Source organism: Bradyrhizobium sp. 195 (genome assembly GCF_023101665.1).
In the GTDB taxonomy this organism is placed as follows: domain Bacteria; phylum Pseudomonadota; class Alphaproteobacteria; order Rhizobiales; family Xanthobacteraceae; genus Bradyrhizobium.
The window spans coordinates 7422501-7436925 of sequence record NZ_CP082161.1; the positions used below are offsets into that span (position 1 = coordinate 7422501).

The 14425-nt window shown below is 63.2% G+C and carries 8 protein-coding genes, 2 tRNA genes, 1 rRNA gene and 1 riboswitch; of the genes, 4 read left to right on the top strand and 7 right to left on the bottom strand.

Annotated elements, in window-relative coordinates; all coding sequences use genetic code 11:
• Positions 1-169: 169 nt before the first annotated feature.
• From IVB26_RS34585 to IVB26_RS34595, 3 genes are all read right to left on the bottom strand, one after another.
• Positions 170-245 (bottom strand) — tRNA-Ala (locus IVB26_RS34585).
• A gap of 33 nt (positions 246-278) precedes the next feature.
• Positions 279-355, bottom strand: a tRNA-Ile gene (locus IVB26_RS34590).
• Between the two features lie 187 nt (positions 356-542).
• Positions 543-2031 (bottom strand): 16S ribosomal RNA (locus IVB26_RS34595).
• Positions 2032-3159: 1128 nt separating this feature from the next.
• On the opposite strand from IVB26_RS34595, the gene IVB26_RS34600 reads away from it, so the two are divergent.
• The gene (locus IVB26_RS34600; protein ID WP_247969423.1) at positions 3160-5223 is read left to right on the top strand and encodes a M23 family metallopeptidase; all 2064 of its coding nucleotides are present in this window, start codon (positions 3160-3162) and stop codon (positions 5221-5223) included.
• 380 nt (positions 5224-5603) lie between these two features.
• Here the strand turns inward: IVB26_RS34600 and clpB are convergent, their stop codons facing one another.
• Positions 5604-8243 carry an ATP-dependent chaperone ClpB gene (clpB, locus tag IVB26_RS34605; RefSeq protein ID WP_247969424.1) on the bottom strand — a complete coding sequence of 880 codons (2640 nt, stop codon included), beginning with the start codon at positions 8241-8243 and terminating at the stop codon, positions 5604-5606.
• Positions 8244-8481: 238 nt separating this feature from the next.
• Between clpB and IVB26_RS34610 the strand changes: the two genes are divergently transcribed.
• A complete protein-coding gene (locus IVB26_RS34610; RefSeq protein WP_247969425.1) occupies positions 8482-9270 on the top strand; it encodes an MOSC domain-containing protein in 789 nt (262 codons plus the stop codon).
• 111 nt (positions 9271-9381) lie between these two features.
• Here IVB26_RS34610 and IVB26_RS34615 read toward each other — a convergent pair whose 3' ends face one another.
• On the bottom strand, positions 9382-10158 hold the full coding sequence (locus IVB26_RS34615) for a TIGR02594 family protein (protein ID WP_247969426.1): 777 nt from the start codon (positions 10156-10158) through the stop codon (positions 9382-9384).
• A gap of 216 nt (positions 10159-10374) precedes the next feature.
• On the opposite strand from IVB26_RS34615, the gene IVB26_RS34620 reads away from it, so the two are divergent.
• On the top strand, positions 10375-11238 hold the full coding sequence (locus tag IVB26_RS34620; protein WP_247969427.1) for an alpha/beta fold hydrolase: 864 nt from the start codon (positions 10375-10377) through the stop codon (positions 11236-11238).
• A gap of 117 nt (positions 11239-11355) precedes the next feature.
• On the opposite strand, the gene metW is transcribed toward IVB26_RS34620, so the two are convergent.
• Entirely contained in the window at positions 11356-12018 is a 663-nt protein-coding gene (gene metW, locus IVB26_RS34625; protein ID WP_247310433.1) for a methionine biosynthesis protein MetW, read from the bottom strand.
• A 1-nt stretch (position 12019) separates the two neighbouring features.
• The gene (metX, locus tag IVB26_RS34630; RefSeq protein ID WP_247973346.1) at positions 12020-13216 is read right to left on the bottom strand and encodes a homoserine O-acetyltransferase MetX; all 1197 of its coding nucleotides are present in this window, start codon (positions 13214-13216) and stop codon (positions 12020-12022) included.
• A gap of 91 nt (positions 13217-13307) precedes the next feature.
• A riboswitch (SAM riboswitch) is annotated at positions 13308-13387 on the bottom strand.
• Positions 13388-13545: 158 nt separating this feature from the next.
• On the opposite strand from metX, the gene IVB26_RS34635 reads away from it, so the two are divergent.
• Positions 13546-14394, top strand: a complete 849-nt coding sequence (locus IVB26_RS34635; protein WP_246921941.1) for a chorismate mutase — start codon at positions 13546-13548, stop codon at positions 14392-14394.
• The last annotated feature ends 31 nt before the right edge of the window (positions 14395-14425 follow it).

Consider the following 14425-nt stretch of genomic DNA (forward strand, 5'->3'; position numbering starts at 1 on the left):
GATCCGGAGATAATGAAGTCTCGCGTGGCAATTGCTTGCCGCACGATCCAACTCGGATCGATCTCCTCTTTACGATGTCAGAAATCACGCAGCTTACTGTCTATCCAGACTAGTAAGTGCGAAGTGATGTTCGCGGACGACGGTACAAGATCTCGGTGATCAAACCATCTGGTGGAGCCAGACGGGATCGAACCGACGACCTCATGCTTGCAAAGCACGCGCTCTCCCAGCTGAGCTATGGCCCCGTAACCAGAAGACGAATGCTCACTCGATGAAAGTGGTGGGCCTGGGAAGACTTGAACTTCCGACCTCACGCTTATCAAGCGCGCGCTCTAACCAACTGAGCTACAAGCCCCTAACGCATATCCTGTTAAGGACCAGGGATTCTGCAGCTTGCAGCCCCAGCGCGTGTTCGTCCGCGAAGAAAGAGAAACGTAGACGGCGAAATCCCGCCAATGCAGCTCAACGATCTGGCGATCTGTTGGCCACTGATGTTTCTAAAACGGTTCGATAGAAGCAAGCTTCTGAAGAACCATCCTTAGAAAGGAGGTGATCCAGCCGCAGGTTCCCCTACGGCTACCTTGTTACGACTTCACCCCAGTCGCTGACCCTACCGTGGCCGGCTGCCTCCCTTGCGGGTTAGCGCACCGTCTTCAGGTAAAACCAACTCCCATGGTGTGACGGGCGGTGTGTACAAGGCCCGGGAACGTATTCACCGTGGCGTGCTGATCCACGATTACTAGCGATTCCAACTTCATGGGCTCGAGTTGCAGAGCCCAATCCGAACTGAGACGGCTTTTTGAGATTTGCGAAGGGTCGCCCCTTAGCATCCCATTGTCACCGCCATTGTAGCACGTGTGTAGCCCAGCCCGTAAGGGCCATGAGGACTTGACGTCATCCCCACCTTCCTCGCGGCTTATCACCGGCAGTCTCCTTAGAGTGCTCAACTAAATGGTAGCAACTAAGGACGGGGGTTGCGCTCGTTGCGGGACTTAACCCAACATCTCACGACACGAGCTGACGACAGCCATGCAGCACCTGTGTTCCAGGCTCCGAAGAGAAGGTCACATCTCTGCGACCGGTCCTGGACATGTCAAGGGCTGGTAAGGTTCTGCGCGTTGCGTCGAATTAAACCACATGCTCCACCGCTTGTGCGGGCCCCCGTCAATTCCTTTGAGTTTTAATCTTGCGACCGTACTCCCCAGGCGGAATGCTTAAAGCGTTAGCTGCGCCACTAGTGAGTAAACCCACTAACGGCTGGCATTCATCGTTTACGGCGTGGACTACCAGGGTATCTAATCCTGTTTGCTCCCCACGCTTTCGTGCCTCAGCGTCAGTATCGGGCCAGTGAGCCGCCTTCGCCACTGGTGTTCTTGCGAATATCTACGAATTTCACCTCTACACTCGCAGTTCCACTCACCTCTCCCGAACTCAAGATCTTCAGTATCAAAGGCAGTTCTGGAGTTGAGCTCCAGGATTTCACCCCTGACTTAAAGACCCGCCTACGCACCCTTTACGCCCAGTGATTCCGAGCAACGCTAGCCCCCTTCGTATTACCGCGGCTGCTGGCACGAAGTTAGCCGGGGCTTATTCTTGCGGTACCGTCATTATCTTCCCGCACAAAAGAGCTTTACAACCCTAGGGCCTTCATCACTCACGCGGCATGGCTGGATCAGGGTTGCCCCCATTGTCCAATATTCCCCACTGCTGCCTCCCGTAGGAGTTTGGGCCGTGTCTCAGTCCCAATGTGGCTGATCATCCTCTCAGACCAGCTACTGATCGTCGCCTTGGTGAGCCATTACCTCACCAACTAGCTAATCAGACGCGGGCCGATCTTTCGGCGATAAATCTTTCCCCGTAAGGGCTTATCCGGTATTAGCACAAGTTTCCCTGTGTTGTTCCGAACCAAAAGGTACGTTCCCACGCGTTACTCACCCGTCTGCCGCTGACGTATTGCTACGCCCGCTCGACTTGCATGTGTTAAGCCTGCCGCCAGCGTTCGCTCTGAGCCAGGATCAAACTCTCAAGTTGGACTTGAACTTTGAACCGGCTGATCACAACGTTTGACGAGGTCCCACCATTTTTCCGACGACCGAAGTCGCCGAGCTGCCTGCGATTCACATCGCTGGCAACGATGGTGTTTCCTTTAAAACGTGTACCGCCGAAGTCTTTCGTCCGGTCTCGATCAGAAAAGCCGAAGCTTTTCAAAAGCGAGACCCGCAAGGACTCCGCCGTCCACGTTTCTCTTTCTTCATCTTCACTTGTCAAACAGCCCGAGACCGTGGAGGCCTCAACCTTCCTGAGAGGAAGGGTTCCGACACCCTTACCGACGATGAATGAACTCCAATCGACTTACGTCGACTGTTGTGTCACTCAACAAGGTGAGGAGCATCAGTGGCGCGTTCGCTCGCCTTGGTCAGTGACCCGGCGGCGCCGCGCTCAGTGGTCGGGTTATAGGCCCCCGCACTCGGGATTGTCAACGCCCATTGTCAACAAATCGTCGCACGGTGGATCGTGGAAAAAATTCCAGCGTTTCCAATCAATTAGCGAGGCGTGGAGCGTGGCGACCGGGGCAGGACGGCAAAAAATCTGAAAAAAAAGTTTGCCCGCCGGCGGGCTCCGGAGGGCGCTTTAAGTCCCCTCCCGGGCCCCTCCCCTTCACCCTTCCGGGCGCCCCCGCTTCTCCCAGCCGGGAGGCTCCTGGCCCAAGCCCGACGATCCCCGGCCGGACACCCCAAGCCGGATCGAGAGGCCCGCTTAGGTCGGGCTAGGCTGCGCTTGCCCAGTCAGACGGGGGCCCTTTACGGCCGGCCGTTCAGGAAACTTTTTCCATGACAGGCGCCGTACTTGAGCCACAATCCCGCGGCGTTCTGATAAGAGACAAGCTTGAATCGCGGGGGATGCCAGAGGGGGCTGCCGGCGGTTTTCATGGGGTCAGAGGAAGGCGATCTTGCAGATGACGCAGCCTTCCCCGGACATTCGAGAGACATCGAGAGAGCTTTACCCGTCCAGCTGTTCGTAATTTCGGCCGGCCCCATCCAAGGGGCCTCCTGAGCGCGGACGCCAGTGCGGCTTGCCTTTTCCGGCGATCCCCCTTCAAGAGGGCGACCAGGACAAGGTTCGAAGCGGGCTTCTTGGGTCGTTGATTGGGGGACTTGAGTGAACCACAGGACGTCACGCGGCGCTTACGGGCGTGAGACCGGGATCATCGATCTCGGCCACGAGCCGCCGCTATCCGTCGATGGTTCTGAAGCCGCCGTGATCGACCGCCGCCGCGTCTCGGTGCAATGGTTCAGCGGGACGATTCTGACCGGACTCTGCGGCGCGGCCCTGATCGGCGGCGCCGTTTTCGCATCTCTCGACGGCGAAATGACCTTCGCCAAGGTGCCGGAGCGGGTCGAGGGCGCGCTACGCGGTGCATTCGGCGGCGCCGATCGCGCCGCCACGCTGCACAAGAGCGACCGCCTGCCGCCACCGAACGAATCCACCGCGTCCCGCAACATCGTGCGCGTCTCCACGGTTGCCCGCGTCGGCAACCGCGACGTGATGCGGGTGCGCCCGTTCGTGCGGATCGCCGGCAATCTGTCGATGACGACGAGCGATCTGTCGGCGAAGATTCCGCCGTTCAACGCCCAGCGCCTGCTTACCGATGTCGGCTCCGATCCGAAGACGGCAGCGGAAGACCCCAACAATCCGGAAGCCGTCGAGCCCGACGCGGAAGTCTCCTTCGTCACCAAGGACCTGTCGCCGGTGCTGCCGAAGGCCAAGATTTCGGCGGTGGTGGCGCTCGACGACATCCTGATGCGGGTGCGCGACGCCGCCAATTGGCGCGGCAATGGCGGGGTGCGCTACGCATCGCTCGCCAATGCCGCCGCCGACATCTCCGGCGCGACCGGCCCCTCCGACATCAGAACCGCCTACGCCTCCGAAGCCTCGCCGTCCGATCCCTATGCCGGCTTCGAGACGCGCGTGGTACCGGAAAACGTCACGCTGCTGCCCAAGACAAAGGAGCAGATCACCGGCGGCAATCCCAACGGCGAACGCGTCCATCTGGTCAAGAAGGGCGACAGCGTCGCCGGCGTGCTGCGCGATCTCGGCGCGAACGCCGATGAGATCAAGGCGATCACCGCGACGCTCGGCCCCCGCGGCCGCGACGGCGGCCTCAAGGAAGGCGAGAAGCTCCGCATCCTGATGGCGCCCGCGAGCCCCGGCGGCCGCCTCCAGCCCTACCGTGTCGTCGTCGCCAACGAGACCATGGTCGAGGCGATCGCGGCGCTGTCCGATCTCGGCAAATACGTCGCGGTCGACGTCTCCAGCATGAACACCGTCGCGGACGCTGCGGCCAACGCCAACAGCGACGACGATGACGACGATGACGGCTCCGGCGTGCGGCTGTACCAGAGCATCTACGAGACCGCGATGCGCAACAAGGTGCCGATGCCGGTCATCGAGGACATGATCAAGATCTACTCCTACGACGTCGATTTCCAGCGCAAGGTGCAGCCGGGCGATTCCTTCGACGTGTTCTACGCCGGCGAAGACGAGGGCGTGACCTCGATCGAAAAGAACGACGTGCTGTTCGCCTCCCTCACCGTCGGCGGCGAGACCAAGAAATACTACCGCTACCAGAGCCCCGACGACGGCGTGGTCGACTACTACGACGAGACCGGCAAGAGCGCGAAGAAGTTCCTGGTCAGAAAGCCGGTCAACAACGCCATCATGCGCTCCGGCTTCGGCGGCCGCCGCCACCCGATCCTCGGCTATGTGAAGATGCACACCGGCGTCGACTGGGCCACCGCCTACGGCACGCCCATCTTCGCCTCCGGCAACGGCCTGATCGAGAAGGCCGGCCCCGAGGGCGGCTACGGCAAATACATCCGCATCAAGCATTCCAACGGCTACGAGACCGCCTACGGTCACATGTCGGCTTTCGCCAAGGGCATGGAGGCGGGCAAGAAGGTGCGCCAGGGCCAGGTGATCGGCTTCGTCGGTTCGACGGGCCAGTCGACCGGCCCCCATGTCCACTACGAGATCCTGGTCAACGGCCGTTTCGTCGACCCGATGCGCGTGAAGCTGCCGCGCGGCCGTTCGCTCGAGGGCCCGATGCTCGCAGGCTTCGAGAAGGAGCGCGACCGGCTCGAGGGCATGATGAGCGGCCGCGGCGGCGCCATCGCCCGGATGTCGGATGCGACCGGCGGCCCGCTGCAGGTCACCAACCGGTAAGTCGGCCATCGGCCATCGGCTGACATCTCCAAACACGATCCGAAGGCCGGCCATCTGTTCGCCGGCAGCGTCGCCGGCGCGGCGCTCTCGCCGGCGATCTCTATTCGCGCAAGGGCGACGGCGTGGCCAGTTGTTAAAGAAGATTCGCACACGCATAGCGCTAAATCGCTTACCGTGTAACTTATGCACAACACTCTCTTTGCGTGCAGTGCGTCAAAATTGTAGATAGCGTGCATATTCCGGCAAGGCTGCATCGCGATGATTGACGCCCCGAACAGCCTTCGCATCCGCAGTCACTCAGCGGACCAGCAAAACAAACCGCCCCGGAGAGGCTGACCTCTCCGGGGCGGCTTGTCGTTTCAGGCGTCGAACGCCCGCGTTCAGTTCAGCTTGCGCTTCGGCACCGGCGCCTCGAACTGCGCGATCTCGGCGGTCTGCGGCGCCTTGCCGTTGAAGGTCAGCACGTTGCCTTCGGACGAGATCGCGACGCTGTCGCCGTCCCTGACGTCGCCGGCCAGGATCATCTCGGCGAGCGGATCCTGGAGATGGCGCTGGATCACGCGCTTCAGCGGCCTTGCGCCGTAGGCGGGATCCCAGCCCTTGGCGGCGAGCCAGTCGCGACCGGCGGCATCGAGGCTCAGCACGATCTTGCGGTCGGTGAGGAGCTTCTGCAGTCGCGCGAACTGGATCTCGACGATCCGGCCCATCTCGCTCCGCTGCAGGCGGTGGAACAGGATGATCTCGTCGACGCGGTTGAGGAATTCGGGGCGGAAATGCCCGCGCACCATTCCCATCACCTGCTCGCGCACGGCCGAGGTGTCCTCGCCCTCCGGCTGGTTCACCAGGAACTCCGAACCAAGATTCGAGGTCATGATGATCAGCGTGTTGCGGAAATCGACGGTGCGGCCCTGGCCGTCGGTCAGGCGGCCGTCGTCGAGCACCTGCAACAGGACGTTGAAGACGTCAGGATGCGCCTTCTCGATCTCGTCGAACAGCACCACCTGATAAGGCCGGCGCCGCACCGCTTCGGTGAGCGCACCGCCCTCGTCATAGCCGACATAGCCCGGAGGCGCGCCGATCAGCCGCGAGACCGAGTGCTTCTCCATGTATTCGGACATGTCGAGGCGGACCATCGCGGTCTCGTCGTTGAACAGGTACTCCGCGAGCGCCTTGGTCAGCTCGGTCTTGCCGACGCCGGTGGGGCCTAAGAACATGAACGAGCCGGTGGGGCGGTTCGGGTCCTGCAGGCCAGCGCGCGAACGGCGCACGGCGGTTGCGACCGCACGCACGGCCTCGGCTTGGCCGACGACGCGGGTGCCGAGCTGCTCCTCCATCTTCAGGAGCTTCTCCTTCTCGCCTTCCAGCATCTTGTCGACGGGCACACCGGTCCAGCGCGAGACCACCTGCGCGATGTGGTTGGCGGTGACCGCCTCCTCCATCATCTCGCCGGAGCCTTCGCGCGCCTCGATATCCGCAAGCTGCTTCTCGAGCTCGGGGATCCGGCCGTAGGCCAGCTCGCCGGCCTTCTGGAATTCGCCGCGCCGCTGCGCATTGGCAAGCTCGACACGCAAGCCGTCGAGCTCGGACTTCAGCTTCTGGGCATCGGAGAGCTTGTTCTTCTCCGCGCTCCAGCGCGCCGTCAGCGCCGCAGACTTCTCCTCGAGCTCGGCGAGGTCCTTCTCCAGGGTCTGGAGCCGGGTCTTGGAGCCGGGATCGCTTTCCTTCTTCAGGGCCTCCTGCTCGATCTTGAGCCGGATGATCTCGCGATCCAGCGAATCCAGCTCTTCCGGCTTGGAATCGACCTGCATCTTCAGCCGCGCGGCGGCCTCATCCATCAGGTCGATCGCCTTGTCGGGCAGGAAGCGGTCGGTGATGTAGCGGTTGGACAGCGTCGTCGCGGCCACAAGCGCGGAATCGGTGATCCGCACGCCGTGGTGCTGCTCGTACTTGTCCTTCAGGCCGCGCAGGATCGAGATGGTGTCCTCGACCGAGGGCTCGCTGACGAAGATCGGCTGGAAGCGCCGGGCCAGCGCGGCATCCTTCTCGACGTGCTTCTGGTACTCGTCGAGCGTGGTCGCGCCGATGCAGTGCAACTCGCCGCGGGCGAGCGCCGGCTTGAGCAGGTTGGAGGCGTCCATCGCGCCATCGCCTTTGCCGGCGCCGATCAGCGTATGCATCTCATCAATGAACAGGATGAAGGTGCCTTCACTGCCGGTGACCTCCTGAAGCACGGCCTTCAGCCGTTCCTCGAACTCACCGCGATACTTGGCGCCGGCGATCAGCGCGCCGAGGTCCAGCGACAGCAGCTTCTTGTCCTTCAGGCTCTCCGGCACGTCGCCGTTGACGATCCGCAGCGCAAGGCCTTCGGCGATGGCGGTCTTGCCGACGCCGGGCTCACCGATCAGGACGGGATTGTTCTTGGTTCGTCGCGACAGCACCTGGATGGTACGGCGGATCTCCTCGTCGCGGCCGATGACCGGATCGAGCTTGCCGTCGCGCGCAGCCTGTGTCAGGTCGCGGGCATATTTCTTCAGCGCGTCATAGGCGTTCTCGGCGGTCGCGCTATCAGCCGTGCGGCCCTTGCGCAGCGCCTCGATCGCCGCGTTGAGGTTTTGAGGGGTGACGCCGCCCTTGCTCAGGATCGTACCCGCCTCGCTGGTCTTTTCCAGCGCGAGGCCGAGCAGCAGCCGCTCGACGGTGACGAAGCTGTCGCCGGCCTTCTCACCGGCCTTTTCGGCCGCGTCGAAGGTGCGGGCGAGTTCGGGCGCCAGATAGATCTGCCCGGCACCGCCGCCGGAGACCTTCGGCACCTTGTTCAGGGCGTCCTCGGTCGCCTTGAGAATTGCGCGGGAATTGCCGCCGGCGCGGTCGATCAGGCCGGAAGCGAGGCCCTCATTGTCGTCCAGCAGAACCTTCAGCACGTGCAGTGTGGAAAACTGCTGGTGCCCCTCGCGCATCGCGAGCGACTGCGCAGACTGGACGAAGCCCCTGGAGCGTTCGGTATATTTGTCGATATTCATCTTTTCTGTCCCTCGGCCTGCCCTCGGGGCCCTCTAAGGCACCCCAAACGGCATCTTCATTGGGTTTCCAATTACCGCATTGACGTTTCTCAACCGGTAACGGTCGTATTTTGCCGACATTGCGCCGGCCTGACGCAGATGTGGGAAGCTGGTTGCGGATGCGAAAGAGGCGCCTTCACAATTTCGTGCGCTGATCCGCCAGCTTGGCGGGTCCGGGTCGAATCCCTTAAGTAGCGGCATGACAGCCAGCCGCACCGCCGAGATCACCGGCCTCTACCGCTACCCGATCAAGGGCCTGACGCCCGAGTCCCTGCGCCACGCCCCCTTGCGGGCGGGCCAGACCCTACCCGCCGACCGCCGCTATGCCATCGAGAACGGCCCGAGCGGGTTCGACCCTGATGCGCCCGAATGGAAGCCGAAAATCCAGTTTCTGATGCTGGCGCGCAACGAGCGGCTCGCTGAGCTCGACAGCCGTTTCGACGACGCCACCAATGTGTTGACCATCCGCAGGGACGGCCAGAGCGTCGCCAGCGGCGATCTGGAGACCGCAGCCGGGCGCGCTGCCATCGAGCGCTACTTCACGGAGAACTTTCAGCCAGAGCTGAAGGGGCCTCCGAAGGTGCTGTCCGGCCGCGACCACAGCTTCTCCGATGTCGCCCGCAAGGTCGTCTCCATCATCAATCTCGGCAGTGTCCGCGCCATCGAGGCCATGCTGGGCGGCACTGCCGTGCATCCGCTGCGCTTCCGCGCCAATCTCTACGTGAAGGGCTGGCCGGCCTGGTCGGAGCTCGATCTCGTCGGCCAGACGCTCGCGATCGGGCAGGCCCGGCTGAAAGTGGTCAAGCGCATCGTCCGCTGCCCTGCCACCAATGTCGATCCCGAGACCGGCAAGCGCGATCTCGAAATCCCGCCCACGCTCTCGCGCCATCTCGGCCACATGGACTGCGGCATCTATGCCGAGGTGATCGCCAACGGCGACATCGGCATGGGCGATGCGGTTGCGATGGAAGAGCCGAAGCTCATCTGAGCTGCCGTAGGGTGGGCAAAGCGAAGCGTGCCCACCACTTCGTTCTCGAATGCTGACACACCGCTGGTGGGCACGGCGCTTCGCGCCTTTGCCCACCCTACGGCTCCATGGCTAGTTCGGCATCACATACGCATAAATCCGGCCGCGCGAGACCGGCGCCTCTCGGACGCGATTGCCGTTGTTGCCGGAGATCATGATCGGATTGCCCTGCGCGTCGATGCCGGTGATGATGCCGACATGGCCGCCGCGACGGCCGCGCGACATCACCGCGATTGCGCCGACCTGCGGACCGGAGACGCGCGTGCCGTAACGCGCGAACGAGCTCGCCATGTCCGATCCCGTGCCCTGATGGCCGGTGTGCTGCAGCACCATGTTCATGAAGCGCGCGCACCACAGGCTGCCGCGCCCGGTCGGATTGCTGCCGACATAGCGGCGCGCCTCCGAGACGAGGCCCGATCCACCGCCGAAGCCGCTGTTGCTCATGCCGCTACCGGCCATGCCGCCGTTCGCGCCTGTGGCCATTCCATCGCTACCGCGCATAGCCATTCGATGGCTACCGCCCGTGGCCATTCGACCGCTGCCTCTAATGATCGTTTCACCATTGCCGCTCATGGCAACACCGGGGCTATTGGCGTTCGGGTCATAGCTGGCAAAGGTGTTGCCGAATCCGCCCGCCTGCAACTGCGCCGCGCCGCGCTCGAAGCGCGAGCTGCGTGCATGGTGGCGGTAATGATGATGTCTGCCGTGGTGCACGTAAGCGTGCCGCTCTGCGCTATGACGATGATGCGGCCGCGCTGAGGCCGGAGAAATGAACGCGGCAACCGCCGCGAAGAAAAGCGCCAGCGCGACGACACAACGCGACAGGCGAGACGCAAACAACTCAAACATTACTCATCCTTCGTTGACACCCCCACTTCCAGGTCGACCCGTGCTGTGGCCGACATGCGTCTGGCCGTTAAGCCGCCCGATGTGGCGAGAAAAAGACGCCGCGCCGGCGAATGGCTGCGATGATTTTGCGCCGATGCTCTCCTGATGCCGCCGCATTGCGGACAACGACATTAACTGCGATCCTGAATAGGCGGCTTGAAGAGAGGGAAACAGTTAATGCCCCACGCCACGACCACGGACGACGTCCGCATCTATTTCGAGGAAGCGGGCGCGGGCACGCCGATAATTTTTCTGCACGAATTCGCGGCCGACTACACCAATTGGGAGCCGCAGATGCGCTACTTCTCGCGCGGCCACCGCTGCATCACTTATTCCGCGCGCGGCTACACGCCGTCGGACGTGCCTGATGGCGAGGTCTACAGCTACAAGCACTTCTACACCGACGCGCTCGCGGTGCTCGATCATCTCGAGATCGAGCGCGCACATCTCGTCGGCCTGTCGATGGGCGCCTACTCATCGCTCCAGATCGGATTGAACGCGCCACAACGTGCGCTGTCGATGACGCTGGCCGGCGTCGGCTCCGGCTCGGAGCTCGAGAACCTCGACGCCTGGCGCAAGCAATGCCGCGCCAATGCCGAGCAGTACGAGACGCTGGGCTCCGCCGAGGTCGCGAAAGTCACACGCGAGGCGCCGAGCCGGATTCCCTTTCTGGTGAAGGATCCGCGCGGGCACGCCGATTTCTACGCCGCGCTGGCGCGGCATGACGCCAAGGGATCGGCGCACACGATGCGCGGCTTCCAGGGCGGGCGCCCCTCGATCTACACGATGACGGATGCGATCAAGAAGGCGACGACGCCGGCGCTGATCATCTGCGGCGACGAGGACGATCCCTGCGTTGGGCCGAGCCTGTTCCTGAAGAAGCATCTGCCCGCGGCGGGGCTGGCGATGTTTCCGAAATCGGGCCACGTGCTCAATCTGGAAGAACCCGCGCTGTTCAACGAAAGCGTCGAGCGGTTCGTGACGCTGGTGGAAGCGGGAAGATGGCCGGTGCGCGATCCGAGGTCGCTGGCGGCGCACTAGGCACCGCTATAACCGCTTACTCGGTCATTGCGAGCGCAGCGAAGCAATCCAGACTACCTCAGCGGAAACAGTCTGGATTGCTTCGTCGCAAGGGCTCCTCGCAATGACGAGCAACTACTACTTCCCGCCGCCCCTGCTCAGCAAAAACACGCCCTGCTCGCCGAACATATTCCACACCCACCACGGCAGGTTCAGCGGCACCGGGCGGCCATAGAGATCGAGTGCGACCGAGCGCTCCATCTTGACGTTGATCTCGTCGCAGAGCTGCACGAAATCCTTGATGGTGCAGAAATGGATGTTGGCGGTGTCGTACCAGGTCGCCGGCAAATTCTCGGTGCGGGGCATGTGGCCGCCGATCAGGAGCTGGAGCCGCATCTTCCAGAAGCCGAAATTCGGGAACGAGACGATGGCGCGGCGGCCGATGCGCAGCAGATTCTCCAGCACCACCCGCGGCTGCCGCGTCGCCTGCAGCGTTTGCGACAGGATCACGTAGTCGAAGGCGTCATCCGGATAATTGACGAGGTCGGTGTCGGCATCGCCCTGCACCACCGCAAGACCCTTGGCGACGCAGCGGTTGACGCCCTCGCGCGACAATTCGATGCCGCGGCCGTCGATGCCGCGGGTCTCCAGCAACTGGAGCAGATCGCCCTCGCCGCAGCCGACGTCGAGCACCTTCGAGCCCGGCTTCACCATTTCGGCCACTAGCCGATAATCGGCGCGAAAATCGCCGGACTGGCCGGTCGCAACGCCGCCGAGCGGCAAGACTTCCTGCACGGACATCTTAGCTATCCTTCAGTCCGCGGGCCTTGCCTGCCGATTGCAGGAAGGCGCGGGAGATATCGAAGAATTCGGGCACGTCGAGCAGGAAGGCGTCATGCCCGCGATCGGTCTCGATCTCGGCGAACGACACCCGCGCGCTCGAGGCGTTCAGCGCGTGCACCAGCGCGCGCGATTCCGAGGTCGGGAAGAGCCAATCGCTGGTGAACGAGACCACGCAGAAGCGCGTCTTGATATCGGCGAACGCCTTCGCCAGCACGCCGCCATGGTCGGCGGCGATGTCGAAATAGTCCATCGCGCGCGTCAGATAGAGATAGGAGTTGGCGTCGAAGCGCTCGACGAAGGAGGAGCCCTGGTAGCGCAGATAGCTCTCGACCTGGAAATCCGCATCGAACGAGAAGGTCGGCAGCTCGCGGTCCTGCATGCGCCGGCCGAACTTGCGATGCAGCGCGGCGTCCGAGAGATAGGTGATGTGTGCCGCCATTCGCGCGACCCCGAGCCCGCGATGCGGATGAATGCCGTGATCAGCATAGCCGCCCCCATGCCAATCGGGATCGGCCATCACGGCCTGGCGGCCGAGCTCGTGGAAGGCGATGTTCTGCGCGGAGTGCCGCGTCGAGCAGGCAATCGCCAACGCAGAGAACACGCGGGCAGGATAGGCGGCGGTCCATTGCAGCACCTGCATGCCGCCCATCGAGCCGCCGACGACCGCAAACAGCGTGTCGATGCCGAGCCGGTCGACCAGCATCGCCTGCGCGCGCACCATGTCGGGGATGGTGATGACAGGGAAATCCAGACCCCAGACCTTGCCGGTGGACGGATTGATGGATGCCGGCCCGGTCGAGCCCATGCAGCCGCCGATCACGTTGGAGCAGATGATGAAGTAGTGCTTGGGATCAATGGGGCGGCCGGGGCCGACCAGCGTCTCCCACCAGCCGGGCTTGCCGGTGACGGGATGCACATTGGCGACATGCTGATCGCCGGTCAGCGCATGGCAGATCAGAACGGCGTTGGAGCGATCGGCGTTGAGCTCGCCATAGGTCTGGTAGGCGATCTGGAACGGGGTGAGATCGACGCCGCAATCGAGCCGCAGCGGCTGCTCGGTGCCGAAATGCGCGACCTGCGAGCTCGGATGATCCACCTCGTGCGATCGCTCGTCGGCGCTGATCGCAGGACTCGGTATCGACTTGACGCCACCCATCTGACCATCGACCTCGTTTGCGATCAAACGCTTGATCGCCACTTGCATCAGGCCATGAAAAACCCGGCCTGAACGATAGGTTCGGCCGGGATCGGAAGCGTCCCCGGCCTGTTTAGCGAGTTTTTTAACGTGGCTGCAAGCCGGCCGGCTCAAATGACCACGGAACGGGCAAAAGCTACCGTCTTGGGCGGTTTTCGTCAAGTCGCGGCCGGGATCGGCTCAATTCGCCTCTGTCGCGTCGACCGAAAAGGACGTGATTTCTCTTTGCTTTCGCCGCCCCGACTGCCTAATCAGGGCATCCCCCAATCGAAACGATCGACAGCCAAGACATGTCCCAACGCCCGCCCGCGCCACCATCGCTGCAGGAACTGCGCAAGGAGATCGACGCGATCGACGAGGGCATGCATCGCCTCCTCATGCAGCGCGGCGACATCATCGACCGCCTGATCCAGGTGAAGCAGACCCAGGAGGTCGGCTCCGCGTTCCGCCCGGCGCGCGAGGCCGCGATGATGCGCGACCTCGTGCAGCGCCATCGCGGCATCCTGCCGCTCGACACGGTCGAGAGCATCTGGCGCGTCATCATCTCGACCTTCACCTATGTGCAGGCGCCGTTCTCCGTGCATGCCGACATCTCCGTGAGCGAGCCGGCGATGCGCGATTCCGCGCGCTTCCATTTTGGTTTTACGGTGCCCTACGTCGCGCATTTCAGCGCGCAGGCCGCGGTCGAAGCGGTGGCGAAGTCCAAGGGCGATCTGGCGCTGGTTTCGGCGACCTCAAGCCGCACGCCCTGGTGGCTCTCGCTCGAGCAAGAAGGCGCGCCAAAAATCATCGCGCGTCTGCCCTTCGTCGAGCGCGCCGACCATCCGGCCGCACTGCCGGTGTTCGCAATCTCGCGCGTCGCCGACAGCGCTTTGGTGACGGAGGTCGAGACCTTCAGCGTGCGCGTCTCGGGATGGAACGCCGAGGTCGCGCGTGCCCTGTCTCCGCTCGCCGAGATCGTGGCGGTGCCCGACACCGCCTTCGACGGCGCGGCGCTGCTGGTCTCGGTCACGGGTGCGACCAGCATCGACAAAATCAGGGCTGCCCTGATCGAGGCGGGGGCCTCGGTTCGCTCCACGGCCCTCGTCGGCAGCCACGCAACGCGCTATACGGTGCCCCCGACCGGGGCGAAATCGTAAACCGCGCGCCACGCCCCGCCATTTTCGGAGT